Source organism: Arthrobacter antibioticus, from assembly GCF_030063205.1.
In the GTDB taxonomy this organism is placed as follows: Bacteria; Actinomycetota; Actinomycetes; order Actinomycetales; family Micrococcaceae; genus Specibacter.
The window spans coordinates 223,195-249,912 of the sequence record NZ_JASISQ010000005.1 but is presented as its reverse complement, the minus strand read 5'-3'; the positions used below and the strand labels follow the sequence as shown (position 1 = coordinate 249,912).

The 26,718-nt window shown below is 59.1% G+C and carries 24 protein-coding genes and 2 tRNA genes; 11 read left to right on the top strand and 15 right to left on the bottom strand.

The window, feature by feature from the left end; genetic code table 11:
• Positions 1–11: 11 nt before the first annotated feature.
• A complete protein-coding gene (locus tag QMG40_RS12710) occupies positions 12–1,295 on the bottom strand; it encodes a sensor histidine kinase (RefSeq protein WP_283531450.1) in 1,284 nt (427 codons plus the stop codon).
• A 172-nt stretch (positions 1,296–1,467) separates the two neighbouring features.
• Here QMG40_RS12710 and phoU point away from each other — a divergent pair, with 172 nt between their 5' ends.
• Positions 1,468–2,130, top strand: a complete 663-nt coding sequence (gene phoU, locus QMG40_RS12705; RefSeq protein ID WP_283531420.1) for a phosphate signaling complex protein PhoU — start codon at positions 1,468–1,470, stop codon at positions 2,128–2,130.
• Between the two features lie 216 nt (positions 2,131–2,346).
• Here the strand turns inward: phoU and QMG40_RS12700 are convergent, their stop codons facing one another.
• The gene (locus QMG40_RS12700) at positions 2,347–3,093 is read right to left on the bottom strand and encodes a phosphoglyceromutase (protein WP_283531419.1); all 747 of its coding nucleotides are present in this window, start codon (positions 3,091–3,093) and stop codon (positions 2,347–2,349) included.
• A gap of 201 nt (positions 3,094–3,294) precedes the next feature.
• Between QMG40_RS12700 and QMG40_RS12695 the strand changes: the two genes are divergently transcribed.
• Complete coding sequence (locus tag QMG40_RS12695) at positions 3,295–4,140, top strand: class I SAM-dependent methyltransferase (protein WP_283531418.1); 846 nt, start codon at positions 3,295–3,297, stop codon at positions 4,138–4,140.
• Positions 4,141–4,168: 28 nt separating this feature from the next.
• Here QMG40_RS12695 and QMG40_RS12690 read toward each other — a convergent pair whose 3' ends face one another.
• Positions 4,169–4,528, bottom strand: coding sequence for a DUF2516 family protein (locus tag QMG40_RS12690; RefSeq protein WP_283531417.1), 360 nt, complete (start codon positions 4,526–4,528; stop codon positions 4,169–4,171).
• A 9-nt stretch (positions 4,529–4,537) separates the two neighbouring features.
• The gene (locus QMG40_RS12685; RefSeq protein ID WP_283531415.1) at positions 4,538–5,737 is read right to left on the bottom strand and encodes a trans-sulfuration enzyme family protein; all 1,200 of its coding nucleotides are present in this window, start codon (positions 5,735–5,737) and stop codon (positions 4,538–4,540) included.
• A gap of 125 nt (positions 5,738–5,862) precedes the next feature.
• Between QMG40_RS12685 and aztD the strand changes: the two genes are divergently transcribed.
• Positions 5,863–7,188, top strand: coding sequence for a zinc metallochaperone AztD (gene aztD / locus QMG40_RS12680; protein ID WP_283531414.1), 1,326 nt, complete (start codon positions 5,863–5,865; stop codon positions 7,186–7,188).
• 58 nt (positions 7,189–7,246) lie between these two features.
• On the opposite strand, the gene aztA is transcribed toward aztD, so the two are convergent.
• Positions 7,247–7,927, bottom strand: coding sequence for a zinc ABC transporter ATP-binding protein AztA (gene aztA / locus QMG40_RS12675; protein ID WP_283531413.1), 681 nt, complete (start codon positions 7,925–7,927; stop codon positions 7,247–7,249).
• 50 nt (positions 7,928–7,977) lie between these two features.
• Between aztA and aztB the strand changes: the two genes are divergently transcribed.
• From aztB to QMG40_RS12640, 7 genes are all read left to right on the top strand, one after another.
• Entirely contained in the window at positions 7,978–8,868 is an 891-nt protein-coding gene (gene aztB / locus QMG40_RS12670) for a zinc ABC transporter permease AztB (RefSeq protein ID WP_283531412.1), read from the top strand.
• Entirely contained in the window at positions 8,865–10,115 is a 1,251-nt protein-coding gene (locus QMG40_RS12665) for a hypothetical protein (protein WP_283531411.1), read from the top strand. The genes aztB and QMG40_RS12665 overlap by 4 nt, the downstream gene beginning before the upstream one ends.
• Positions 10,112–11,068, top strand: a complete 957-nt coding sequence (gene aztC / locus QMG40_RS12660; protein WP_283531410.1) for a zinc ABC transporter substrate-binding protein AztC — start codon at positions 10,112–10,114, stop codon at positions 11,066–11,068. The genes QMG40_RS12665 and aztC overlap by 4 nt, the downstream gene beginning before the upstream one ends.
• A 61-nt stretch (positions 11,069–11,129) precedes the next feature.
• Positions 11,130–11,849: a dTMP kinase gene (tmk, locus tag QMG40_RS12655; protein ID WP_283531409.1), complete on the top strand. Its 720-nt coding sequence runs from the start codon at positions 11,130–11,132 to the stop codon at positions 11,847–11,849.
• Entirely contained in the window at positions 11,846–13,015 is a 1,170-nt protein-coding gene (locus QMG40_RS12650; protein WP_283531408.1) for a DNA polymerase III subunit delta', read from the top strand. The genes tmk and QMG40_RS12650 overlap by 4 nt, the downstream gene beginning before the upstream one ends.
• An 18-nt stretch (positions 13,016–13,033) precedes the next feature.
• Positions 13,034–14,578, top strand: coding sequence for an alpha/beta hydrolase (locus QMG40_RS12645; RefSeq protein WP_283531407.1), 1,545 nt, complete (start codon positions 13,034–13,036; stop codon positions 14,576–14,578).
• A gap of 115 nt (positions 14,579–14,693) precedes the next feature.
• Positions 14,694–14,769, top strand: a tRNA-Thr gene (locus QMG40_RS12640).
• A 153-nt stretch (positions 14,770–14,922) separates the two neighbouring features.
• On the opposite strand, the gene QMG40_RS12635 is transcribed toward QMG40_RS12640, so the two are convergent.
• From QMG40_RS12635 to QMG40_RS12590, 10 genes are all read right to left on the bottom strand, one after another.
• On the bottom strand, positions 14,923–16,020 hold the full coding sequence (locus tag QMG40_RS12635; RefSeq protein ID WP_283531448.1) for an ABC transporter ATP-binding protein: 1,098 nt from the start codon (positions 16,018–16,020) through the stop codon (positions 14,923–14,925).
• A gap of 74 nt (positions 16,021–16,094) precedes the next feature.
• Positions 16,095–17,693, bottom strand: a complete 1,599-nt coding sequence (locus QMG40_RS12630) for an ABC transporter permease (RefSeq protein ID WP_283531406.1) — start codon at positions 17,691–17,693, stop codon at positions 16,095–16,097.
• 5 nt (positions 17,694–17,698) lie between these two features.
• Positions 17,699–18,772: an iron ABC transporter substrate-binding protein gene (locus QMG40_RS12625; RefSeq protein WP_283531405.1), complete on the bottom strand. Its 1,074-nt coding sequence runs from the start codon at positions 18,770–18,772 to the stop codon at positions 17,699–17,701.
• Between the two features lie 122 nt (positions 18,773–18,894).
• Positions 18,895–19,395 carry a hypothetical protein gene (locus QMG40_RS12620; RefSeq protein WP_283531404.1) on the bottom strand — a complete coding sequence of 167 codons (501 nt, stop codon included), beginning with the start codon at positions 19,393–19,395 and terminating at the stop codon, positions 18,895–18,897.
• 5 nt (positions 19,396–19,400) lie between these two features.
• Positions 19,401–20,054: a bacterial proteasome activator family protein gene (locus tag QMG40_RS12615; RefSeq protein WP_283531403.1), complete on the bottom strand. Its 654-nt coding sequence runs from the start codon at positions 20,052–20,054 to the stop codon at positions 19,401–19,403.
• 55 nt (positions 20,055–20,109) lie between these two features.
• Positions 20,110–20,271: a YbdD/YjiX family protein gene (locus QMG40_RS12610; protein WP_343319226.1), complete on the bottom strand. Its 162-nt coding sequence runs from the start codon at positions 20,269–20,271 to the stop codon at positions 20,110–20,112.
• Positions 20,272–20,312: 41 nt separating this feature from the next.
• Entirely contained in the window at positions 20,313–22,580 is a 2,268-nt protein-coding gene (locus QMG40_RS12605; RefSeq protein WP_283531401.1) for a carbon starvation CstA family protein, read from the bottom strand.
• 501 nt (positions 22,581–23,081) lie between these two features.
• Positions 23,082–23,405, bottom strand: coding sequence for a hypothetical protein (locus QMG40_RS12600; RefSeq protein WP_283531400.1), 324 nt, complete (start codon positions 23,403–23,405; stop codon positions 23,082–23,084).
• Positions 23,406–23,827: 422 nt separating this feature from the next.
• Entirely contained in the window at positions 23,828–25,012 is a 1,185-nt protein-coding gene (locus tag QMG40_RS12595) for a metallophosphoesterase family protein (RefSeq protein ID WP_283531399.1), read from the bottom strand.
• Positions 25,013–25,530: 518 nt separating this feature from the next.
• Positions 25,531–26,514, bottom strand: coding sequence for an NAD(P)H-quinone oxidoreductase (locus tag QMG40_RS12590; RefSeq protein WP_283531398.1), 984 nt, complete (start codon positions 26,512–26,514; stop codon positions 25,531–25,533).
• Positions 26,515–26,609: 95 nt separating this feature from the next.
• Here QMG40_RS12590 and QMG40_RS12585 point away from each other — a divergent pair.
• Positions 26,610–26,697: transfer RNA gene (locus tag QMG40_RS12585), tRNA-Ser, on the top strand.
• Positions 26,698–26,718 lie beyond the last annotated feature (21 nt).

Sequence of the window (26,718 nt, the reverse complement as noted above, 5' to 3'; positions counted from 1 at the left end):
GTTGCGCTCCTTTAGATCAAGCCGGGGTGCCGGTCGGCGCGGTGGTGCTTAGCGCCGTCGGACGTTGGATTGGAAAGTTCGGGCAAGCGCACAGTGAAGGTGGAGCCCATTGTTGGCGCTGACCACAGTGTCACCTCGCCGCCGTGATTGCTGGTGATGTGCTTGACGATGCTCAGACCCAGGCCTGTCCCGCCGGTGTGCCGGGATCGGGCGGTGTCAACGCGGTAAAAGCGCTCAAAAATTCTGTCCTGCTCCTGCGGGGAGAGCCCGTCACCCTGGTCCGAAATACTGACGGAAACCACGCCGTCATGCACCGAGAGGGCGATCCCTACCTGCGTGTTATCGGAGGAGTACCGCACGGCGTTGTCGATCAGGTTCCGCAGGGCCGTGACAAGTTGGGGCTGGTCGCCATAAACAACTGCGGGCAGGGGGGCACCCACTACCAGCGCTATATTTTTGCTTTGTGCGGGCAGGCGGGTCCTGTCAACGGCTTCGGCAACCACGGCGTTCATGTCCACTTCGGTGCCAGCACTTGCCACGTCTTTTCCCTGGAGGCGGGAAAGTTCAATGATGTCCTGGACAAGCGCAGCTAGCCGCGCAGACTCTTTCATCATCCGTGAAGCAAACCGGCGGACAGTTGCCTGGTCTTCAGGTGCGGACTCAAGGGCTTCTGCCAGGAGCGAGATGGCGCCTACCGGAGTCTTAAGCTCATGTGAAACATTGGCGACAAAGTCGTTGCGGACTGCCTCGGTACGCGCAATTTCTGTGCGGTCGTCGGCCAGCAAGAGAATGTATTCCTCGCCCAGCGGCGCTACCCTGACCTGAATAACCAAGGTGCCCTGTCCCGGTGCGCCGTGGGCGCTCAAGGAATCTGGGATGCTTCTGACAGGGGCCACGTTGGCGGGCGTTCCTGGGGCTGCGTGCATGCCGGGAGCACCGCCGGTTTGTATCGCGGCCGGCAGCACCACACGAGGGAGGATCAAATCGCGTTCCTCGATCACGCCGTCGCGCCGTACCCTGCGGGCCAGATCAAGCAACTCCTGGTGGACCACCGTGTGACCGCGGACCAGCCCAAAAGCATAGGCGCCGGGACTGGCACGCACCACGCCGTCAACAGTGTCAATAACTATGTAGGCCTTGCCCACAACCGAAAGGACCTCCGCTGCACCGTCGGGCAGCATTGGCTCGCCAATGTCGATGGTGAGCCCGCGGGAACGTTCGCTAATACTGAATGCGAACATGCCAAAGGTGCCCAAGGCTAGGCCTATGAGCCCGGCTATCAGTCCAACTACCATGGGATCCACCTGATCAGCCTATGCGGTGCCGAGCCCCTTTTTAGCAAAACAGCCTCTTGGCAGCGCCCGTTCAACAAACGTTCACCTTGACGTGTCAACATGTTCACGTTCAAGTGCCATGCTGAAGCGTACTGAAGGGCACCTGTTGCCCTGCCCATGAAAGGACACACGCGTGCGTAAAGTTTTCCAGGCCGAGCTTCACCAGATTGGCGAGGGACTCATCGAGATTTCCGCACTGGTTGGCGAGGCCATCACCAAAGCCTCCACAGCGTTTGCGGCAGCCGACCTTCAAACGGCCCAGGAAGTCATTGCAGCCGATGCCCGGATCGACTTCCTGCAAAATGATTTAGATGAGCGCGCCATCGATGTGTTGGCGTTGCAGGGACCAGTTGCCAGTGATCTGCGCATGATTGTTGGTTCGCTGCGGATGAGTGCCTCACTTGAGCGCATGGGCGATCTTGCCCGCCACATTGGTCAGCTGACGCGCTTGCGCTTCCCCAATCACGTCATCCCGGCTTCCCTGACGGAAACGTTTGCCGAGTTGGCGCGCCTTGATATTGTCATTGCCGAGAAAGTCACTGAGCTGCTGGAAAGCCGTGATTTGGAGCTCGTAGGCGATATCACCACAGCCAAAATGCAGATCAATACCATCCACAAGAGCGTTTTCACCACCATGGCCGCACCCGAATGGAACGAAACCGCTGCAACAACAGTGGATGTCACCTTGGCTAGCCGGTACTTTGAGCGGTTCGGCGATCACGGCGTTTCCGTTGCGCGCAAGGTTTCCTACTTGGTGACCGGGGAATGGCAGCCAGAGGACTTCTTGGCCAGCTAGATCCCTAAGCAGGAGCAGCAGTTGGAGAACGACGGCGGGAGGTCACCTTTTTGAAAAAAGGTGACCTCCCGCCGTCGTTCTTCTGGTTCCAGTGCCGGCTCAGCCGCTAAAGCCCGCGCCACGGAGCACACACCGTTGCGGTTGGAGGTCATGACACCCCGTTCGTTCCTCCGGGGTGTCATGACCTCCAACCTCAACGGGAAGGGGTGTGAATTGCTACTTCTTACCCTGGTTCGCTACTGCCTGAATGGCGGCCGCAGCAGCCTCCGGATCCAAGTACTTGCCCCCGGGGGTGATGGGGGCGAAGTTCTCATCGAGTTCATACAGCAACGGGATGCCGGTGGGGATGTTCAGTGCGGCGATGGCATCATCGGAGATGCCGTCCAGGTGCTTGACCATGGCACGCAGCGAGTTGCCATGGGCCGTGACAAGAACCGTCTTGCCGGCCTTGAGATCTTCCTTAATATCTGATTCCCAGTAGGGCAGCAGACGGTTCAGGACATCCTTGAGGCACTCGGTGCGTGGCAGGTCATCACCCAAATCCGCGTAACGGGGATCGTGCGCCTGAGAAAATTCGCTGTCATCAGAGAGCGCGGGCGGGGCGGTGTCGTAGCTGCGACGCCACTCCATGAACTGTGCCTCGCCGAACTCGGCCAGTGTCTGGGCTTTGTCCTTGCCCTGCAATGCACCGTAGTGGCGCTCGTTCAGGCGCCAGTCGCGCTTGACGTCAATCCAGCCGCGGTCAGCTTTTTCCAAGGCCAGGTTGGCCGTGTTGATGGCACGCTTCAGGCGCGAGGTGTACAGCACATCCGGTAGAAGGTTGTTCTCCACCAGCAGCTCACCGCCGCGAACGGCCTCCGTGCGGCCCTGATCATTCAAATCAACGTCCACCCAGCCGGTGAACAGGTTCTTGGCGTTCCACTCACTGTGGCCATGTCGAAGCAAAATCAGCGTATAAGTCATAGCCTCATTCTACCGGCCGGGAGCGGCGGACCCGAATTGCTACGCTGTCCGACCACTTCCACCCCTGCGCACCATCCCGTGGGCAGGTGCCGCCACCGTGAGCCCTGCGGCACCAGCGCACGTGACGGTGCGCCAGAATCAAAGACGTGAGTGTCACCACAGTTTTATAGCCATGCGGAGTTTGGCATTTACGCTTTATTGGTGGTTCAACGTGCGCAGAGGGTCAAAGGCTCTTCCACTGACCCCTCACAAGGCACCCCGCGCCAACGTAGCAAGCCCTTCGGTAACGTCACCCGCGGCACAACTAATCCCAACCGCTTGCGCCGGGTTGACCGCTGGCTGGCCGGCCCCCAAGCATGGCGTTTGGCCTGTGAAACCGCACCCCTGGTTGTGGACCTTGGCTATGGCGGCTCCCCTGCCACAGCCGTTGAGCTGTATTCCCGCATCCACGCGATTTGCCCCAGCGCTCATGTCACAGGCATCGAGATTGAGCCTGAGCGCGTCCGCAATGCCAAAGGACTCGAGCACGACGGCCTAGATTTCTGCGTTGGCGGATTCGAAATCCCCGTCCCCGGCAAGGCAACTATGGTGCGCGCCTTCAACGTGTTGCGCCAATACGACGAGGCCGACGTCAGGCTGATCTGGGACACGGTTTGTTCGCGGCTGACCCCGCAGGGCATCTTTGTTGACGGCACCTGCGATGAGATTGGGCGGCGCAGCACATGGGTGGCGCTGGATACCAATGGTCCCCAGTCGCTGAGCATTTCCCTGCGATTCGGCGGTTTCGAGTTGCCCTCCGATATTGCCGAGCGACTGCCAAAAGCGCTGATCCATCACAATGTGCCGGGGGAGAAAATCCACAGCTTTTTGCAAGCTCTAGACAAGCATTGGCTCGCCGCTGCTCCCCTGGCCGCCTTTGGCAACAGGCAGCGGTGGCTGAATATGTGCACCCAAATGTACGACGACGGCTGGCCGGTTGTGCGTTCACCCTCCCGTTGGCGCTTGGGTGAGCTGACGGTGGCTTGGTCAGCCGTGGATCCGGGCTAGCACCAATTCGTCCGGTTTCAGTGATTTCTTACCAGGATGAGCCGCGGTTTTGCTGTCCGCGACCACGCCCGCGCGCGTCAACCAAAGCGGGCCGAACATCGGCCAAGTAGACCCCTGCCGCTGTGACTCCGCCGAGGCTAAGGATCAAACTCATGCCCAGCTGCGGAACCGTCAGGCTCAGCAATGGCGGCACCACGTAGATGATGCCAAAGAATAACGCTCCGGCCGTAAGTGCCGTCCAGAACGTTTTGGTCCGCTTGTATACGCGCTCAAAATCGTTGGCAGATGTGCGCAGGCAGTCTATAAACGCCCAGCCTTGAATGCCCACGGCCGTCAAACCTAAAGCCACGAGGATGAGAAACTGCATAAAGTTCACGAAAATGACCACGGCTCAAGCTTACAGGGCGTCGCGCGGGATGGAAGTCGCGGGCGCCACCTGAGCAAGTGCCTGCTCAAGGTCACTCCAAAGGTCTTCAACGTTTTCAATGCCAACACTCAGCCGCAAGAGGTTTGCCGGAACTGTCTCGGGCTCGTTCGCGTGACGACGCCGGCGTTCGATCAATGACTCCACGCCACCAAGCGAAGTGGCTGGGGTCCACACCTGCAGGGCCTCAACCAGCGCGTTGGCCGCATCGGCACCACCAGCAACTTCGACGCACAGGATGGAACCAAAACCGCTCATCTGTGCCGTGGCCCGCTGGTGACCCGGGTCCGAAGGCAATCCGGGAAAGAGTACTTTTGTGACGCCGTCGTGCGCATCAAGACGTTCGGCAAGTACCGCTGCACTGGCCTGCGAGCGCTCAACACGCAGGGCCAGGGTGCGCAAACCACGCAGGGCAAGCCAGGCCTCGAAGGGGCCGGCGATGGCGCCGTGAATTGAGCGGTGATGCAGCAGCGCATGGCGCAGTTCGGGATTGGATGTGGCTAGGGCGCCGAGGATGACATCGGAGTGACCGGCCAAATATTTGGTCACTGAGTGCAGCACAATGTCAGCACCCAGCTCCAGCGGTTTCTGCACCAGCGGGGTGGAGAAGGTGTTGTCGGTGACCACGATGGCGCCAACGGCTTGTGCGGAACGGCAGAGGAGGCCGATGTCCGCCACCTCCAGCATGGGGTTGGTTGGACTCTCCAGCCAGAGCATGTCAGCGGCCTTCTCCCCGCTGCCGGTGAGAGCCAAAATAACCTCATCATTATTGGCAATATCCACTGTGCGCAGCGTGAACAAACCCTTTGCCGCTTGCTCCTGCGCCATAACCAACGCCCCCTGATACGAGTGCGTTGGCATAACGAGCACCCCTCCCGTGGGCACTAGCGAGAGAGCTGCGGAGGCCGCTGCCAGGCCCGAACTAAAGATCAGCGCAGGAAGGGTGGCACCCTCCAGCTGACCCAATGCGTCTTCCAACGGGTCCCACGTGGGGTTGGAGTAACGCCCATAGGCCCTGTCGCCATCAACAACTTCGCCGGTGCCCACATATGTGGAGGAGAGAACTATGGGCGGATTCACCGGCGCGTCATGCTCCCGGGCGGGCCGGCCCGCAGCAACAACAACTGTGTCGGGGCTCAGGTTCTTAGGGTGTTCGGCAGCGTTGTACGTCATAACTTCCAGCGTAGACCGCCGGTTCACGGCAGCGACAATTTGAGTCGTTGAACCTGGGGCAACATTTCCTGGTTTCACCAGTCCTTGTTTTGATAATGATTCTCATTAAGGTTAGCATCGGTGTCATGATCACTAAAGAAGAACTAAATCCACCTCTCACTACAGTCCCTCGAGCGCGCAGTTTCGCCGCCCCTACCCTGAGCGCCTTCGCCATTATTGCTGCGCTAACCCTGTCCGCGTGCGGCAGCCCGTCTTCCGCCTCCACCGACTCTCCTGTTGCTTCCGAGCACCCCCACGGTTCCCATGCCGCCCATGCCGCCGAACGCACGGAGGTCGATGCCGCCGCACCCAGGCTTGTCCTGACGCACGACGGCGGCATGAGCGTTCTGGATGCAGCCACCGGCAAGGTCACAGCCGATTTGCCTCTTGCCGGATTCAACAGGGTCAGCCCGGCTGGGGACGGACGCCACGTACTTGTCTCCACCACCGCCGGATTCCAGGTCCTGGATATGGGCAGTTGGTCGGAACCACACGGGGATCACCATCACCACTTCACAGCACCTCCGGAACTTCAGGAGCGATTGTTCTCCGCCACCAAACCCGGACATGTGGTGGGCCACGCAGGAAAAACAGCCCTCTTTGACGACGGTACCGGCGAAGTTCAGGTGTTCACATCAAAGGACCTGGAAGCTGCCGAGCTGCCCACAACACAAAATTTCAAGACCAGCGCCGCCCACCACGGCGTGGCTGTTCAACTTGCCAACGGTCAGCTGGTGGTCACGAACGGGACCAGCGAAGCCCGCACTGGTGCCACGTTGCTGGATAAACCTGGCGCCGACGGCGCCCGGGCCGTCTTGGCACAAAGCGATGAGTGCCCCGGAGTCCACGGAGAGGCCTCAGCCAAGGACGAGGCGGTGGTACTTGGCTGCGAGGATGGCACCTTGCTCATCAAGGACGGAATCATCACCAAGATTTCCTCCCCTGACGGTCACGGCAGAATTGGCACCCAGGCCGGCAGCGCCACCTCCTCCGTAGTGCTGGGAGATTACAAAACAGATAAAGATGCTGAGCACGAACGCCCTGCAGCGTTCTCCTTGACGGACACGGCCACCGGAAAGCTCACCACCGTTGCCATTGACTACTCATACTCCTTCCGCTCCCTGGCCCGCGGCGCCAAGGGTGAGGCCCTCATCCTTGGTACGGACGGCAAACTTCATATCCACGACGCTCACTCCGGCAAAGAAACCGCCGCCATTGCCGCCGTCACCCCCTGGGAAGAACCCACGGAATGGCAGCAACCCCGGCCGGCGCTCTTCTCAAACGGGAAAACAGCCTATGTAAGTGATCCGGCCAAGAAGTTACTTCAGGTCATTGACCTGTCTTCAGGCACAGTGAGCGCAACCCACCCGTTACCGCACGTCCCCAATGAAATAACTGGTATCTCCGGATAAAACAGCTGCGGCCGGGCGGCCCCACTCCTTGATCGGGTGGGACCGCCCGGCCTTCTGCTTAATTGCCGCCCATCCACTCGCTAGCTGCCGCCGCGCAAAGCACCTGCGAATCCGCCACAATCCCGCCTTGTGCCATCACTAGCACCCGATCAGCTTCGGATGCATCCGCATGGCTGTGGGTCACCTCCACAACGGTGACTCCCCGGTGAACTTCAGTGGCGATAATCTGACGTATCCTCGCCCGCGACTGCTCATCGACTCCCGCCACGGGCTCATCCAATAGAAGCAGCCTTGATTGTTGGGCAATCCCTTGCGCTAGCAGGACCCTCTGGCGCTGGCCGCCGGAGAGCTCACCCAACTGACGGTGAGCCAGAGCCAGCAACCCAACACGCTCCAGTGAGTCAACCACCACGGCATGCTCGCCTCTGCCCAAGGGTTTGAGCCAACTGCGGTTTCCCCAACAACCCATGGCTACCGTCTGCCGAACCGTCAGCGGAAGCGCATCCGAGACTTTACTGCGCTGCAACACCACAGCCGGGCGCTGCTGGCTGGCAAGTGAAACCACCCCGCGGGATGGGCGAAGCGTGCCCGCAATCAGGGCAAGAAGGGTGGATTTCCCTGATCCATTTGCCCCTTTCACGGCCGTCAAAGTCCCAGCCTCCAGCGTGAGGAACAGGCCATCAATGACCTGGCGTGACCCATACGAAAATCCAACGTCCACAATAGTGACAGCATCCACGGCACATCTCCTGTAATTGATAATGATTCTCATTATAGTATGCTGAGTGTATGGATTGGCTTTTTGAACCCTTCAACGTTTCCTTCGTTCAGCGCGCCCTGCTGGGCGGAACGGTTGTGGCCCTCTTATGCGCCATTGTTGGCACGTGGGTGGTGCTGCGCGGCATGGCTTTTTTAGGCGATGCAATGTCCCATGGCATGCTCCCCGGGATTGCTGTGGCTTTGTTGCTGGGCTTGAATCCGGTACTAGGCGCTGCTGTCAGTGCAACAGTGATGGCACTTGGGGTCTCACTCATGTCCCGTCACCAGCGACTCTCCCACGACACCTCAATCGGGCTCGTCTTTGTGGGCATGCTGGCGGCCGGAGTGATTATCATTTCCCGGTCACGATCATTTGCCGTGGATCTGACGGGCATTCTCTTTGGCGACATTCTGGCCGTCAAGTTCTCGGATATCTGGTTGTTGTGCGCCATCCTGGCCGGCACAGCAATGGTGGCAGCCATCTTCCACCGCCCGTTTATGGCCTTGGTGTTTGACGGGCGTAAAGCGGCAACCTTGGGGCTTCATCCGGAGCTGGCGGCCATTGTGCTTTTGCTATTGGTGACGGCAGCCATGGCTGGATCGTTCCAAGTGGTGGGCACGCTCTTAGTATTTGGGCTGCTGATTGCGCCACCTGCCGCAGCTCTGCCATGGGCTCGATCCATTCCCGCCATCATGGGCATCGCAGCGGTTCTGGGATGCACAGCTGTGGCTGCCGGTCTGCTCATCTCGTGGCACGCGCGGACCGCAGCCGGGGCCACAATTGCTGCTTCGGCTGTGGCGTTGTTCTTTATTTCCAGTGCTGCGAGCGCTCTCCGTCCATTGATCCTCCGGCCGCACTCCGCGGCCACCACCGAGAACACTACCGAGAACACCACCGCCCAGAAAGGCGCCCCTGCATGAGTTCTTCCAAAACCACCTCCGGACTAATCTGCGCATTTATCCTCACAGCACTCGTTGCCTGCGGTTCCCCCGCTGCAGCACCGGTCCCCCATGGGTTCGTTGCCGGTGCCACGGAGGCTGAGGAACCTCAAATGAGGCTCTCCTACCTGTCCACGGAGGCCGGCAGTATTTCCATAATTGACCCTCTATCTGGGAATGAGACGGACACTTTCACCCTCCCTGGTGCGGAATCGATGCAGCATGACGGCCGCTTCCTATTTCTTAGAACTACTGCCGAGGCCGGGCTTAATGTCATTGATACAGGTGTCTGGGCGGTGGACCACGGAGATCACAAGCACTTCTACCACTCCACGGCTCAGCAACTGCAGGCGAAGGCGCCCGTCCCGGCTGGCGCTGTGGCCAGTGATGGGCACTGGGTAGGAATCTTTGATGAGCAAACAGGAGACACCTCCGTGCTGAACCGCAAAACACTCGAAACAGGTGTCCTCACAGTGGAAACCACTTTGCCAGGGACCCCACACACGGGCCTGGCTATTCCCTATAAAGGGCGCATGCTTGTCACAGGCTCCCCCGGAAAGGACAAACTACCCACAACTGTTGCAGCCTTTGACCTGCCGGCGGGCCAGAGTCCCGGTGCTGACACGCACGGAGCCGCCCCAGAGGGAAACGCCTCGGGCTCGCTCCTACCCACAGCGTGTCCAGCGCTGCGGGGACATGCAAGCACCCGGCACGGAGTGGTTTTTGGCTGCAGTGATGGCGTTTTGGTCATCGGCGAGGAGGAAGGATCGCTTACATCCACCAAAATCCCCTATCCGGAAAACGAATCCGACGAGCCGGCAACCTCCTTTAGCCACCGGCCCGGCTCCAGTGAGCTGACTGCTCTTGCGGGCACAACGGGGTTATGGCACGTAGACGTGGCGACGCTAAAGCTCACTTTCATACCAAGCCCCGAACCCATAGTTGTTGCCTCCACAGCTGGCAACGGATCCCCTGCACTGGCGATGGGTCAAAGCGGCACCTTGTACGCTTTGGACCCTCTGACCGGCCTGGTAGAAAATCAGTCCGCTCTTCTAAAGCAAATGAAGCACGGGCCACCTCCCGCCCTGGTACTTGACGCTGGCCGCGCCTACCTCAGCGACCCAGCGTCCACACTGATCCACGAGATCGATTACAAGGACAATCTTCGGGTTGCCCGCACCTTCACCACCACGGAACCGCTCGCCCAACTCGTGGAGACGGGACTATGAGGTACCGGGGGTCCAAGCAGGCGGTGCCATCACGCCGTCGCACTGCCTTAGCACTAATGGCAACGCTGCTGGCTACTGCCGGAGTCCTCGCAGCGTGCGCGGCGGCGCCGGCAAATGAGAAGGCAACCATCATTGTCACCACAAATATTTTAGGTGATATTACCCGTAATATAGTGGGCGATTCTGCCACTGTAGTGGTTCTCATGGAGGCCAACGCCGATCCCCACTCCTTTGGCATTTCAGCCCATCAGGCCGGTGAAATGGAACAAGCTGATGTGATCATCTTCAATGGGCTGGGATTGGAAGAGGTCGTCCTTGGCCATGTCGAATCGGCCAGGAAACAGGGTGTGCCGGTGCTGGAAGTGGGCGCCGTGATCAACCCGATTACACTGCCGGGAACTGGAGAGGCAGGCGCACAGGACCCACACTTTTGGACCGATCCCCAGCGGGTCTTGACGGCCGTGGGTGCCATCGAGAACGCCATCGTAGAGCATGTCCGGCTGAGCAACCCTGCCCACATACACAGCAATGCGGCCACCTACAAAGCAAATATTGGCGAACTTGATCAGTGGATGTCCGCCAAATTTGCGGCCGTTCCTGCACAGAAGCGCAAACTCGTCACCAACCATCACGTGTTTGGCTATCTGGCGCAGCGTTTCGAGTTGGAGGTGATTGGCGCCGTTATCCCCAGTGGAACTACGCTTGCGGCACCCAGTGCCTCCGACCTCAACGACCTGGCCAGCACGATCCGCGAGGCAGGGGTTCCGGCTATTTTTGCCGACACCTCACAGCCGGACAAACTCGCCACGGTTCTGGCAGAAGAGGCGAAAATCCGGGTGCAGATCGTGCCGCTATTCTCGGAGTCACTCAGCGCTGCTGGCCAAGGCGCACAAACCTATATCGAGATGATGAAGACCAACACCAACCGCATGACCGCTGCCCTATTGGACTAGGTTCGCAGCCACGACACCCCACGGCAAGGTGGCTTTCAGCTGGGGCCGGTAGGCTAATGACGTGACTCATTCCTTAGCCCCGGCGCCGGGCCTATTCATTGCTTTTGAGGGCGGCGACGGCGCTGGAAAATCAACCCAAGCCGCTTTGCTGACCGATGTCCTCTCCGACGCCGGACGCGAAGTCCGCCGGACCCGCGAGCCAGGCGGGACTCCCGTAGGAGAAAAGCTGCGCTCCCTTGTCCTTGAACACGGCCAAGGTGAAATTGATGCAAAAACCGAGGCGCTGATCTTTGCTGCCGCCAGGGCCGCGCACGCCGCACAGGTGATCGTCCCCGCCGTCGCACGCGGTGAAATTGTGATCAGCGACAGGTACGCTGACTCTTCCATCGCCTATCAGGGTGCCGGCCGCGGGCTGGGCACCCAGGCCATCGTGACGCTCAACGAATGGGCTACGGATGGTCTTTGGCCGGACCTGACGGTGTTGCTGGATGTGACTCCTGCCGACGGCCGCAACCGGCGCACCGCAGGCGATGCTACTGAGGACAGGATGGAATCCGAGCCTGATCACTTCCACGCCACTATTCGCGCCGCATTTCTAGAACTCGCTTCGGCGCACCCGCAGCGGTACCTAGTGTTGCCAGCCAAGGCCGACATTGCCGAGCTGGCGGCGGCAATCAAGGACCGCGTTCTGGCTCTACTTGCCGCAGAACCGGCTCCCGGGCCTGAAAGATCCGGCCCTGAGAGATCCGGCGTTCAGGGGCAGACGGCCGGCACAGCATGAGTGTCTGGGTAGATCTTCAAGGCCAGGAGTCGGTGGTGGCGCAGCTTCGCCGTGCCGCCCAGTCTGCTGCGCCCACACACGCCTGGCTCTTGACGGGCCCCCCTGGTTCGGGGCGTTCAAACGCGGCCCTCGCCTTTGCTGCTGCACTGGTGTGTGACCGTCCTGAACTGGCGGCTCGAGGCTGCGGCGTGTGCAAGGCCTGCCACACCACCATGAGCGGCACCAATGCCGATGTCACGTTCATTGCGACCGAAAAAACCACCATCACCATCGAAGAAGCCCGCAATCTTGTGCGCAAAGCTCACGACAGCCCTTCTTCGGCCCGCTGGCGCGTCATCATTGTCGGCGATGCCGACCGCATGGCCGAGCGCACCACCAATGTGCTGCTTAAAGCCATCGAGGAGCCCCCGCCGCGGACCATCTGGATTCTGTGCGCCCCCAGCCCGGCAGATGTGCTTGTCACCATCCGGTCCCGCTGCCGCACTTTAACCCTTCGGCTGCCTCCGGTTGCTGATGTTGCGGCATTGCTGGCGCGTCGCGATGGCATTGAACCCGACCTGGCGCTCTATGCCGCCCGTGCCGCGCAAAGTCACATCGGCATCGCCCGCCGGCTGGCTACCGATGCTGGCGCCCGGGAACGACGCAACACCACAGTGTCCCTGCCGCTGAACCTGCGTGACGTAACCACAGCTGTCCTTGCCGCCGGGTCCCTGCTTGAGCTTGCTCAGGCTGAAGCGGCTTCCTCCAATGAAGAGCGCGACGCCGTTGAAAAGGCCACCCTACTGCGTAACTTGGGTGCCCCAGAGACCGGGACGCTGCCGCCTCCCATGCGCAGCCAGGTCCGCGCCCTTGAAGAGGACCAAAAGCGCCGCGCCAAGCGATCGGTGACCGACCATCTGGACCGGGCGCTAACTGATCTGTTGTCCTTCTACAGGGACGTGCTGGTACTGCAGTTGGACTCCCGCGCAGGATCCGGCGTCGAACAGGAGATCCTGGAGCTTGTCAATGAACCACTGCGCGGGGCGCTGACGGAATTCGCTGCCGGTTCCCGCCCAGAAGCCACTCTTGAACGCATGGACGCTATCAACGCTGTGCGACGCCGTCTTACCACCACCAATGTTGCCCCACTGCTGGCTCTTGAAGCCATGGCAGTTAGCCTGCTCTAACCCATAAAGGACTTCTGTATGACAGCTGGAAACGTACTCCGAGAACGCCGCCCCCACTTTTTTCTCGCCCTTGGCGCCGTGGTTGCGATGTTGCTGAGCTCGTGCTCGGTGCTGGCTCCTGATCAGCCGGTGAAAACCTCGGCGTCCGCGGATGTGGTGGGAGAGGTGCCCGCTGAGCTTCAGGATTTTTACACTCAGGCCGTCACCTGGACTTCCTGCAATGGGGGTTTCCAATGCGCCGAAGTTGAGGTGCCAATGGACTACAAGAACCCAAAGAAAAAGTCCATCAAGCTCTCGGCGATTCGGCTTCCGGCATCTGGTAATCGGCAGGGTGCAATGCTGATCAACCCCGGCGGACCAGGCGGTTCCGGCGTGGATATGGTCAAAGACGGGGCGCAGTCATATTTTTCGGCGAAACTGCGCGGCGCTTATGACGTTGTTGGCTTTGATCCTCGCGGGGTCAAACGCTCCACACCGGTAAAGTGCCTTGATGATGCGCAGATGGACGCAGCCCGGCAAAAAGAATTTGATATGTCCACCGAGGAAGGATATGCCGCGGCGGAGGCTGAAACTAAAACCGAGTCGGAGCTGTGCCAAAAGAACTCCGGTCCAGAACTGGCCTTCCTTGACACCGTTAGCTCCGCCCGTGACATGGATATTCTGCGAGCCGTGGTGGGAGACAAAGCGCTGAACTATATGGGCTTCTCCTACGGCACCAAACTGGGTGCCACCTACGCTGGGTTGTTCCCTGAGCGGGTTGGAAAGTTTTCTCTTGACGGCGCTATGGACCCCTCCCTTGATATAGATGAAGTCTCGATGGGCCAAGCGGTGGGCTTTGAAAATGCGATGCGGGCGTGGGTTGCCAATTGTTTGAGCGGCACTGATTGCCCCGTCTCTGGCACTGTAGACGCAGCCATGAAGCAAATACGCGAGCTCAACGAGGTGTACACGGCAACCCCGCAGCAAACTCCTGAGGGACGGGTGGTCACCGGAACCGAATTCACCGGTGCTCTGGCCTTCGGCATGTACTCAACAGATCTGTGGGCGCCACTGACAGGCGCTTTGACGCAGGCTTTTGCCGGGGACGCCTCTGGCATGTTGATGTTGGCTGACTTCTCGGCCGACCGCGATTCCGATGGCAAATACAACTCCAACACAGCTGCCGCTTTCACTGCAATCAACTGCCTTGATTACCCCATGAACTCGGATCTGGCACACATGCGTGAGCAGACCGAGCTCCTAAAAAAGGCTGCCCCCACTTTTGGTGAACTCCTTGCTTACTCGGGTTTGACGTGCAAATTCTGGCCCTTCCCGGCAACGGGTGAACCCGCCCCGATCTCCGCAGCGGGTGCCGGCCCCATCCTGGTTGTTGGCACCACAGGAGATCCGGCAACCCCCTACGCCTGGTCCGAGGCACTTGCCAAGCAGCTTGATTCCGGCGTTCTTGTAACGTGGAAAGGTGAGGGACACACGGCTTACGGACGCTCCAACGAGTGTTTGAGCGCAACAGTTGACGCATACTTTGTGGATGGAAAGGTCCCAGCAGCGGGCGTTACCTGCTGAGCCTTCTTCACTGGGACAGTATTTCGTGGTGCGGATTTTGTACATCCGCCCCACGCATATTAGAGTGGTTTCTTGTGTTCGGCTGCCTATTTCAATGGGAGTTCGGCTAGCACAGGCCTCCATAGCTCAGTTGGTAGAGCGTCTCACTCGTAATGAGAAGGTCAACAGTTCGATTCTGTTTGGAGGCCCCAACGAAACCCCCTAGATTCTTTACGAATCCAGGGGGTTTCTGCGTTCCACGTTGAGTCAGGTCCGGCTACCGGCCCCGAGTTGCCACTTATGGTGCCCAAATGCGCGCTATGGACACCATAAGTGGCAACTCGCGGAGCGGAAAGAGGCTGGCGCTATCCTTCCCACGGGAAAACGACGCCTTCACCCACCACTTTCAGTGAAAGTTCGGTTCCAGGGCGTGCCAGCATTGCGTTCCAGTGGCGGATGTTGATCACTTCGCCACCGACGGGCTGGTGCGGATCCAGTGGATGCTCTGCGTCGACCAGGATGGGTTCAAGCTGGATGCGCACAGTGGTCTCCGGGCCAAAGTAGTCAGTATCCACCACGCGCCCCCGGATGGGGCCACCGCTGGAAATCCTGATCTGCTCGGGGCGCAGCATCAAATGCACCTTGCCCTGCACGGGAGGACGCCGCACAGGAATGCCGCCTAGCGAGCACAGCGCCAACGAACCCTCCATCCAGGCTTCAAGGATGACAGCATCCCCTAGGAACTCTGCGGTGGCCCTGTCTGCGGGGCGAGTGTAAACAACAAAGGGGCTACCAATTTGGGCCAACCTGCCATCGCGCATGACAGCCACCTGATCGGCGAAGCTCAACGCCTCGGCCTGATCGTGCGTGACCAAGATGGTGGTTACACCGGCCTGCTCTAGCGTCTGGGAGACGGCCTTGCGCGTAGATACTCGCAAGCCTGCGTCAAGTGCACTAAACGGTTCATCCAACAGCATCAGCTCCGGCTGCCGGGCAAGCGCCCTCGCCAACGCCACACGCTGCTGCTGTCCACCGGAGAGCTGGTGCGGACGGCGCTTAGCGTAAGCGCGGTCCATGGAAACCATCTCCAGCAACTCACCCACGCGCAGCGCAGCAGCTTTGCCCCGCAGATGAAGGCCAAAAGCAATGTTGGCACCAACACTAAGGTGCGGGAATAACGCGCCGTCTTGGGCCACGTATCCCACGCTGCGCTTGTGCGCCGGTACCCACTTCTCAGGCCCGGCAACTTCGGCACCACCTAAGGCTATGCGCCCGGAGTTGGGTGCCGAGAAGCCAGCGATTAGCCGCAATAATGTTGTCTTGCCAGATCCTGAGGGGCCAACGATTGCCGTGGTTCGGCCCTGCGCAACAGCCAGGTCCACACCCTTGAGCACGGGCGTGCCGCCAAAACTCTTACAAACATCGCTCAGTTCCAGGTGATCAGGGGTGTCACTTGAGTCCATGACAAACGTGCGTTGTTCTTTGGCTGCACGAGAGCTGGCTACACGTGAGCTGAGGGGGGCGGTGGGTTGAGAGGTCATTGGCCTGCAGCTTTCTTGGATTGCACAAAGAGCAAGTACGTCATGGGCGCCGAGAGCAAAATCATCAACAGTGCGTAGGGTGCCGCACCCACATAGTCAATTTCGCTGCTTCGCGCCCAAAATTGTGTTGCCAGGGTACGGGTGCCGTTGGGGGCAAGCAGTAACGTGGCGGTGAGTTCATTGACGATGCCCAAAAATACTAGCGCAGCTCCACCGGCCGCGGCGGGGGCGGATAGCCGCAGGGTGACTTTGATGAATGCCAGCAGTGGCGGTTTGCCCAGTGCTTGGGCGGCCTCGTCAAGTTCACGTGGTGCCTGCGCTAAACCAGCCCGCAGATTCACCAGCGCCCGTGGCATGAACAACAAGGCGTAGGCAGCCACGAGGACCACTGAGGTTTGATAGATGGCTGGGATATTGTGGATGGTGATGGTCACCAAGGCTAGCGCCACGACAATTCCGGGCATGGAACTGGAGATGTAGTTAACCGCTTCAAGGACCTTGCTAAAGGGTCCCGGATGGCGAATCACCAGGTAGGCAAGTGGAAAAGCCAGCACGGTGGTCAGGACTGCGCCAGCTAAGCCGTAACCCAGTGTCTGTATGAGGGCCTCTAGGAGCGGACCCCCCACCCAAATCTCGCTTCCACCAGCGATCAGCCACCTGCCTACATGCCACAGTGGCACCCCCAGAGCCAAGACACTCACCGCCACCAGCGCTATCTGGCTAGGGAGCTGAAATCCACCCAATGTCCAGCGGTTGGGGCTGGACTGCACCCCGCCACCAACACGAGCGTAACGAGCACTGCCGCGGGACCTAGATTCAGCCAGCAGCAACAGCAAACAAAAGACAACAAGGACACTGGCCAGCATATTCGCCGCCGCACCATTAAAAGTGGAACGGAATTGATCGTAAATGGCCGTGGTGAAGGTGTCGAAAGTGATCATGGCGAAAGCGCCGTATTCGGCCAACAAGTGCAGCGAGACCAGCAATGCTCCGCCAGCTGTTGCTAAACGCAATTGCGGCAACACAACCCGAAAAAATACCTGCCAAGGCCCTAGCCCCAGCGAGGCCGCGGACTGTTCCAAGGCAGGATCCAAACGACTCAGCACGGCGGCAACAGGAATGTACACCAGCGGGAAATAGGAAAGTACCGAGATCAGCACCCCACCAAAAATTCCCCCTAATGTGGGGATCGCACTAATCCAGGCATAGCTGTTCACGAACGCCGGGATGGCCAGCGGCGCCGCTAACAACACCGCCCAGATCTTGTGCCCGGCCAAACTGGTGCGTTCTACCAGCCACGCCCCACCCACACCGATCACCACACAGAGCGGCACAGTGATCACAACCAGCAAAACGGTATTGAACAGCAGTTCCCCTACACGCGCCCGAAACACCAACGGCACAATGGTTTCCCACCCTGCATCAATGGTTGCGAACAGCACGAATCCCAACGGCAGTAGAGAGAACGCAGCAATCAAAAGGCAAAAAACGACGACGGGCCAGGGGCCGAGGCGTGCGCCTCGGCCCCCAGCAGCGTTACGTGGGATTTTGGTGCCCAACTTGCGGGCCGCCGTCGTACTTTTTGGGGAAGTCATTGGAACTAGAGTAGACCAGCCTGCGTCATCAGATCGGTGACCTTGGCTGAGTTCAGCTTGGCGGGATCAATTTTCGGGGCCTGCAAATCAGCCAGCGGTGTCAGCTTGCTGTTAGCTGCAACGTCCGAACCAACGGGGTATTCAAAGCTCGTGCCAGTCTGCAACACGGTCTGACCAGCCTTGCCCGTGACAAATTCCAGGAATTTCTGGGCATTGTCTTGGTGCGCACTAGAAGCCAAGACGCCACCACCGGAGATGGATACGAAGGCGCCCGGGTCTTCATTCTTGAAGTAGTGCAGCGCAACATTTTTGGAGTTCTCGCCGGTCTTGTTCTGGTCACCAAACAAGTAGTAATGGTAGATCACGGCCCCATCAACGGTGCCGGCATTGACAGCCTTCATGGCGGCACTGTTGCCCTTGATGGCCGTGGAGTTTTCCTTCATGGCCTTCAACCATGCAAGCGTGTCATCCTCGCCCTTGAGTTCCAGCATTGCCGAAACGATGGCTTGGAAGTCCGCACCGGAGGGTGACGCTGCCCAACGACCCTTCCATTCGGGATTGGCTAGGTCCATGATGGATTTGGGCAGCGTGGCCTCATTTAACTTGTTCTTGTCATACGCGAAAACCGTGCTGCGAGCAGCAATACCTGCCCACTTGTTCGTGGAGGGACGGTACTCTGCGGGCACCTGCTCCTGGACCTTGGCGCTGATGTCTGCGAACAGGTTTGCATTCTCAAGCTGCGTCATGGCCGGTGAATTTTCGGTAAGGAAAACATCCGCCGGGGACTTATCCCCCTCAGCAATAATCTGATTGCTCAATTCCAAGTCACTGCCCTGACGGAGGGTGACCTTGATGCCGGTTTCCTTAGTGAACGCGTCCACCCACGCCTGAGTCAAGGACTCGTGCTGAGCGTTGTATACGGTAATGGTGTCAGTTGACGCGCCCGCACTGCCGTTAGCACCATCGCTGGCTGCGGGGGTAGAGCCGCCACTGCATGCGGCCAATGCCACAACGGATACGCCGGCCAGCGCAGTCAATACGCTCTTGCTCAGTTGTTGCTTGGTGAACCAGGACTTCATGGGGAGCCTTCCATCGGGGGAATCAAAATTAGCGTACAACTATCAATCCTAATTCATAATAGGACAAGCTAACCTTACCCTTTACAAAGTGTGACGCTAATCTCTAGGCTCTTGAGCGGATGCTACGTCCCTGTGTGTGGTCCGGATTCAAGCAAGTCCTTCGCCCGTTGTACGTGCCTGTACACAATTGTTGCTTTAAGTTCGACGCCGGAACCCTCACCCACACCCAGTCTCACCAAAGCTACCGCCTCCGCTGCGGCCGCGAGGGCATTGCCAGCACGCGAAAGTTCACGGTGCACATCATTGAGGTAGCCGCCGGTGCCGAGGGGGATCTCCATTGCTTCGCTGGGGCCTGCAGCTTGGGCTTTTGCGGCAATGCTGCGCACCACGGGTAATAGTTCCGCGAGTCCATTAGCCACAATCACCAAGGCTTGATAGTTTCCAGCGGCCAGGTCGTTTGACTGGCCAGGCGCGGCTCCGGCTTCTTCTAGCCCCTCCAGCATTTGGTGGAAACGATCCAAGCCTCGCCGGAATCTGTCATGAGCACGGCGCCAAACACCCCTGCCAAGTTCCACGTCATCGCGCTTGGTTTGGCGGGCTGCCGAAAAAAGTCCCTTTAACATCCCCGTTAGAGGTACTGTCCAGGTCCGCCTGAATCCGGGCGGCCCGTCTCTGAATAGCCGCCAAGGGGCCCGTTCTGGGCTCCCGAGGCACGCTGCGGTTCGCCGTTTTCTCCCACAATCACACCGGGTGCGATCATGGTGCCGGGCGGAAGCTGATGCAGAGCAAGACGTGCTGCGGTTTGCTGGTTGGCCATCGCCTGGGCGGCCAGCGCTGTTTGAATACCGTGAAACAACCCCTCAAGCCAGCCAACCAACTGAGCCTGGGCAATGCGCAGTTCGGCATCCGACGGCGCACTTGTATCCGTGAACGGCAAGCTGAGGCGGTGCAGCTCATCAACCAGCTCCGGGGCCAGTCCGTCCTCAAGCTCCTTGATGGAGGTGTGATGAATTTGCGCCAGCCGGGCCCGGGCGGCGTCGTCCAAGGGTGCGCTCTTGACCTCTTCGAGGAGTTGCTTGACCATTGTGCCGATACGCAGCACTTTGGCTGGCTGATCCACCATGTCAGCAACACTTGCCGGCTTGTCTGCGGACCTGTTTGGGACGGGCGGTTTCGCAGCGTTTTCCACTGCCCCGCTGTCCTGTCCAACAACTAGTGAACTGTCAATGACTTTGCCCACAGCGCCGTCTTCACTGGCCGGTATCTGCCCCTTTTTGTTCATGCTGTTAGTCTCTCACGGGCCCGCAGAATCCGGTCCACGTCATGTATTAGCGACCTCAACAGCATCGTCCTTCAGGGTTGGCTTCCTGGCGATCGGTCTTATCTCGCCAGAATTCCTTAACGCTCATGGGTGCAGTTGCGCAGCCGCTGGCACGGTGATGGTCCAGGTATTTCTCATACAAATCCTCGCCAAGGACTCCCTTGAGATACTTAGCCACAAGCCCTAAACCTTGCCAGGAGCTGCGCAACATGTCCATGGTTAGTGACCGGAAGTGACAGATTGCTTACCCGAGTCGGCCCACTGATTGAGGATGGCTTTTTCAGCTGATGTGGGGGTCATGGATGCTGGCGCAAAGATGCGTGAAGCTACCGCAGGATCCTCCAGGCTGGGCCCACCCCCGGCCCGAATTGAGCGGATGGTGACCATGATCGCCGTCGCAATTACCACGAGCGAGAGCACCACGAAGATGATCGAGAGGCTGCCCTGGACAACTGTGTTGCGGACAACGGCTTCCATGGCTTCAACGTTCTTGGCTGATCCGAAGCTGGTTTTGCCATCAGCTAGCGCCGCCTTGAAGGCGTTGTGCTGCGCCCAATAGCCCACGGCTGGAACGGTGGAGAAGATTTTTTGGAAGGACGCCACCACTGTAACTACTGTGACAAACGCCAGTGGCAGGGCCACCATCCACAGATACTTCACGTGCGTGTTCTTGGAAACAATCACCAAGCACACCGCCAGGGCGATGGCGGCCAGTAGCTGGTTGGCAATGCCAAATAGCGGGAACAAGGTGTTAATGCCACCCAATGGATCGGTGACTCCCATGATCAAGATGGCGCCCCATCCGGCCACCATAATGGCGGTGGTAATCCAGGAACCAAGCCGCCATGAGGTGTCCTTGAACTTGGGGACAAAGTTGCCAATGGAATCCTGGAGCATGAAGCGGGCCACACGGGTTCCGGCGTCAACTGCCGTGAGGATGAACAACGCCTCAAACATGATGGCGAAGTGGTACCAAAAGCTCATCATTGCCTTGCCGCCGGCTACCTGCTGCATGATGTGAGCCAGCCCCACGGCGAGGGTTGGCGCACCGCCGGTGCGAGAAACAATTGACTGTTCGCCGACGTCGGACGCTGTTTGGGCAAGCGTGGCCGCATCAACCTGTACCCCGGTAAGCCCCAGCGAGTTCACGAATGCCGCGGCTCCCTCGATGGTACCCCCGGTAGCCGCACCGGAGGAGTTCATCGCAAAGTAGATGCCACGGTCGATCGACAGCGCAGCAACCAACGCCATGATGGCCACGAAGGACTCCATGAGCATGCCGCCATAGCCAATGTAGCGAGCCTGGCGTTCCTTCTCGATTAGTTTTGGGGTGGTGCCCGATGCGATCAAGGCGTGGAAGCCGGAGAGTGCCCCGCAAGCGATGGTGACAAAGAGGAACGGGAACAAAGAGCCGGAGAAGACCGGGCCGTCAGAGCGTGAAGCAAACTCGCTGAACGCCGGGACGTTGATGGTGGGACGGACCAGCACAATGGAGCCGGCCAGCATGACGATGGTGCCGATTTTCATGAACGTAGAGAGGTAGTCACGCGGGGCCAGCAACAGCCAGACCGGCAGGATTGCGGCAATGAAACCATAGATGATGATGGCCCAGGCCAGCGTGGTGCGGTCAAGGTGGAAGAACGCTGCACCCCATTCGGTATGGGCAACGACGCCGCCGCCAATGATTGCGGCCAGCAGCAGGACCACACCGATCAGGGAGACTTCCATGATCTTGCCCGGGCGCAGGTAGCGCAGGTAAACACCCATGAACAAGGCGATCGGGATGGTCATCGACACGGAGAACACACCCCATGGGGATTCGCCCAGCGCATTGACAACCACAAGGGCCAAGATGGCCACAATGATGATCATGATCAACAAGGTGGCGATCAGGGCCGCGGTTCCGCCAATGACACCAAGTTCTTCACGGGCCATCTGGCCCAGTGAGCGTCCACCGCGACGCATGGAGAAGAAGAGGACCAGGTAATCCTGCACTGCGCCGGCAAGGACGACGCCGACGATGATCCAGATAGTGCCGGGCAGGTAACCCATCTGGGCTGCCAGAATGGGGCCAACGAGGGGCCCCGCCCCGGCGATTGCGGCAAAGTGGTGACCAAAAAGTACGTTGCGGTCAGTGGGAACAAAGTCCTTGCCGTCTGCTTTGTATTCTGCCGGGGTGGCACGCTTGTCATTGGGTTTAAGGAGAAACTTCTCAATAACTTTGGAATAGAAGCGGTAAGCAATCAGGTACGTACACACTGCAGCGAACACAAACCAGATAGCGTTGACACTTTCGCCGCGCACCACAGCCAGCATCACCCATGCAACCCCACCGAGCAGTGCAATAGCCGCCCAAATGCCGATCTTCAGCGGGGTCCACTTGTGCGTTTCCGCCTCTGCTTCAAGATCCACTGCCACTGGCGGCAGATTCGGATCTTGGACCAGGACATCGTCTTCATTGGCGGTCCTGTTTGACGGAATTGTCATGATTTTCCCTACGTTAAGACATAACTACGGCGATTTGAGGGTAGCAGTGTGGTTCGCACCACATGGCGTATGTCACTCACGCTTAGAGCACTGATCGCCCAGCGGCAGTTTTTTAGCGCCGAATGACGCATTGCAGGAAGGTCAGCCGCAACGAAGGGCGGAACCAAAGCCCTCCGGATCACCATGTGCAACCAAGGAAACATCCGGGAGCCGCGTTGTATGGAAAACATGTCAGCCAGTAGCGCCCCCTTGGATTCAACATCATATGACGGGCAGTGGGCTACATACCCCGGGCAGTTTTTTGTTTTGGCACTGCTCCACCGCAACGGCATAGCTGAGATGACGAGGGTAGTAACACGAGTGACGATTTTGGTGAGCTCAGCAGTTGAATATTGTGCAACTCTCCAGGGCTGGGTTTGGCTTGGCTGGGTTTGGCTTGGCCGGGTTTGGCTTGGCTGGGTAAAGTTCGGATCCTGGTCCACCAAAGAAACGCCGGCACACTCAGGAAAGAATCTTTGACCAGCTACCAGGCGAGCATGACGGCGTCCCGAGGTGCGCCATGGTGCTCCGACCGGGAAGGATCCGGTACGTCAGTCTCAAGTCTGCCGGCGTCACCGTGATCGGGTTCAGCCGCTCGAGCGTTGAAGCCGACAGGCGTAAGACGGGGGAGGCTTCACGGGGCTGTGCGGTTGGTTCCGCCGCAACCACATGGTTCGCGTTCCCGAGGTTGATTCCTTCGCCGAGCTCAGTGTCATGGGCAACGCCCAGAATCATCCCAATAATGCAGGGCCCGCAAAGGCCAGCGTGGTCTTTCATCAGGTCCAAGTGTTGCTCCACGCCAGCGAATTGGTCGTGTTGAACGGCAATGCCGATTTAGTCGCGGTACGGAATCGACAGTGCAAAAGGACACCACGACATCGCCGTCGTCGGCATAGAAGGAAAAATACTGTACGCGTGCGGAATTGGGGACGACCTCGCCAAGAGGGCCACCACGGCCGCCACCCGCATTCTGGGGCCACAGCCCCCTGACCCGCACCACCCAGAAATGCGTGATCGTTTCCCACTTTCACCACTAGGCTATGGCAGATCTTTTGACCAAATACCCGACGCCAGCGGTACTCAGGTGACAGGGCACACAAGCTCACTTCACCACCTCACACCAGATCGGGATGAAAGTTCAAGGCTCACTTGCACATCCGGGCCCGCGGCAGGAGTTCACCACGGGCCCTGTCTGAAGGCCAAAAAAACTAGCGCTGGCCAGGACTTAACGGGAGCGGCTCTATCGGCTGGTCATTGGCGGTCAGGTCGATCCCGAAGTCCTTGGCAAAGACAACCCGCGTGTCCTTGTAAATGCCGGGGTGGTTCTCATCAAGCTCAAACACGCGCGCACCGCGCAGGCGGTTCCGCTCGGCTCCGGGGAGGCCGTAGGCCCCGAACCCGGTTCCCGGCGCGTAACCCAGCTGGACGCCATAGTAATTGCCCATGTAGGTGTTGACGTGGTCGTGGCCCACAAAGTAGCCCAGCACGTCCCCACGCTCCAGAAACGCACTGAACAATCCGGAGTTGATGGGACCCGGGCACTCGTCCTCGTTGCGCTCGCCTACGATGGTGTGCCGAGTGAGTGCCCGTGCGTGGTCTGATTCCTGGCGTGAGTCAAGGCTGGCAAACCACATGTTGCGGTGCTCGTGCAGGGCGATGTGGCCCCACATCAGGGACGGCACCTTCTTCCCGTATTTGCGCTCCGTTGCCATGGACATTTCCCGGTACCAGTTGACCTGGTCCATGCGCACCCAATCCCAGGTGGGGTAGCCCTCAAAGCTCTGCCCGTTGATTGCCTCCGGCGCATAGCGCCCCGTGTCGATGAGCCAGAGGCCAAAGGCGGGCACCTTGGATTTGGCTGACTTGATGAGCAGCTGTGTATTGGAGGTTCCAGTGAGACCCGGCGTGGAGTTTGCGTTTACGTTGAACTCGTAGCTTTGCAGGAAGGCAAGCATCTTGGCTTCCGTCATGCCAGTTTGTACAAGCGAGTCCTCATCATGGTTGCCGAATGTCACTGCCCAGTTAATCTTGCGCCGTTCCATGGGCAGCACCACATGGTTAAGCGCCTGTTTGACCTCCAGTTCGTTGTCACAGCCCCCAGTGATCACGTCACCGTTGATGACTACAAAATCGGGCTTCTCCGCGTCGAGGGTGCGTTCCATGAGTTCAATGGTTCGGCGGTCGGTGCGTTCGTCGTCCTGAGTGTCATTGAACTGGACAATCTTGAAGGTGCCATTGGAGCGGAACGCGAGGCTAGGCTTGGGAGGCTTGGGCCCGCGTGCCGCATGGCTCTCGGATCCGGCCGCTACAGTGATGCCCAGCGCACCCAATGTTCCAGCGGCACCCAGCGCCGCCCTCCGACTAAATGTTGGCTGGTTGGTGTTTGCCGTCATTGCTGCCCCTCTAAGGTTTGGCGGCGCCTGTTTGGGCCGCGGTTCTCCCACGACATTAGAGAGCTGGATGAGCCAAATCGGCAACACGAAGCGGACGCCGTGGTAACAGTGGGTGAACGTCCGGTATCACGGCGGGAGGTCATCTTCTTGAAGGATGAAGTATCTGGACCGGCTGGGTGAACGGCTGCTTATCCTCGAAAGCGATGGTTACTCGGGACCCGCGGTCTGGATCCTGAACCTTTTTGATATCGAGTGTGAAAGTGGTGGCGCGGATGCTGCCAGCATTTCTCTACGCTGTTCGGTGTGAGCTCAAGCGCCTTCGCTGAGTCTTTAACACGTATCAACTCTTCGCTTCCAGCGCCACCGGGAATTTTCACAACTAATCATTGGGAGCGGCAACCTGTGGTGTTCCCGTTTCATAGCCCCACCTTGGTGCCGGCACCAGGACGCCGGACATCACGGGCAAACGCTTCTGTTCACAAAAAAGCTTAGGAAGCCTGGTCACTAACGGAGAAGTCCTAGAGCGTTAGAAGTACCTTGCCCACGTGCTCCCCCGAATCAAAGTACTCGTGCGCGGCTGCCACTTGGGCCAGCGGAAATGTTTTATCCACCATGGGTTTGACTGCCCCACTGCTCATCAGCGGCCACACATTTTCGCGCACGCCTTCCATGATGGTTGTTTTCTCCTCAACGGAGCGGGCCCGCAGTGTGGTACCAATGATGGCCGCGCGTTTGGTGAGCAGCGCTCCCAAGTTCAGCTCCGCCGTCGCCCCTCCCTGCAGTCCAATGACCACCAAGCGACCATAGGTGGCCAGCGAGGCAACGTTCCGGGCCAAATATTTGGCTCCCACAACATCCAGGATGACGTTTGCACCCAGTCCAGCGGTGAATTCATTGACACGTTCCACGAAGTCTTCGCTGCGGTAGTTAATCGCCAGATCGGCCCCGAGATAGCCCGTGAGCATGGCAACTTTCTCATCGCTGCCGGCTGTAGCGATAACGTGGGCGCCTGCGGCTTTAGCCAACTGGATGGCCATGGCGCCGATGCCACCGGCGCCGCCGTGAATGAGCACGCACTCCCCGCGCTGAAGCTGCGCTGTCATGAACAGGTTCGAGTGCACCGTGGCGGCAACCTCCGGCAATGCTGCAGCAGAAATGACATCGATGCCTTCCGGCAATGACAAGACCTGCCCCGCCGGGACAGCTACTTGACCCGCATACCCGCCACCTGTGAGCAACGCCACAACCTTCTCACCCACGCTAAACGGCTTGGTGACATTCGGACCAAAACCGGCAATCCGGCCTGACACTTCGAGGCCCAAAATCTCTGAGGCGCCTGGCGGAGGAGGGTAAAAACCACGCCGTTGTTGCACGTCAGCGCGGTTGATTCCAGCGGCAATCACATCAATAAGCACCTCGCCGACCCCCGGGACCGGTCCTGGCGTCTCAGCCAGTGTCAGAACCTCAGGCCCACCTGCGCCCGTTGTAAAAATTGCCTTCATGACCTTCTCCGTTGCCCTTAAGTACCTGTGATGCTTAGCCCTGCCGGCGTTCATTTTGGTAGCTCGGCCCTGCTTATGAAACACTACTAGGGTAAGGAAGGTTGTCCGAGCGGCCGATGGAGCTGGTCTTGAAAACCAGTGTGCGGTAACCCCGTACCAAGAGTTCGAATCTCTTACCTTCCGCGCGTAAAAAGGGAAGCAATC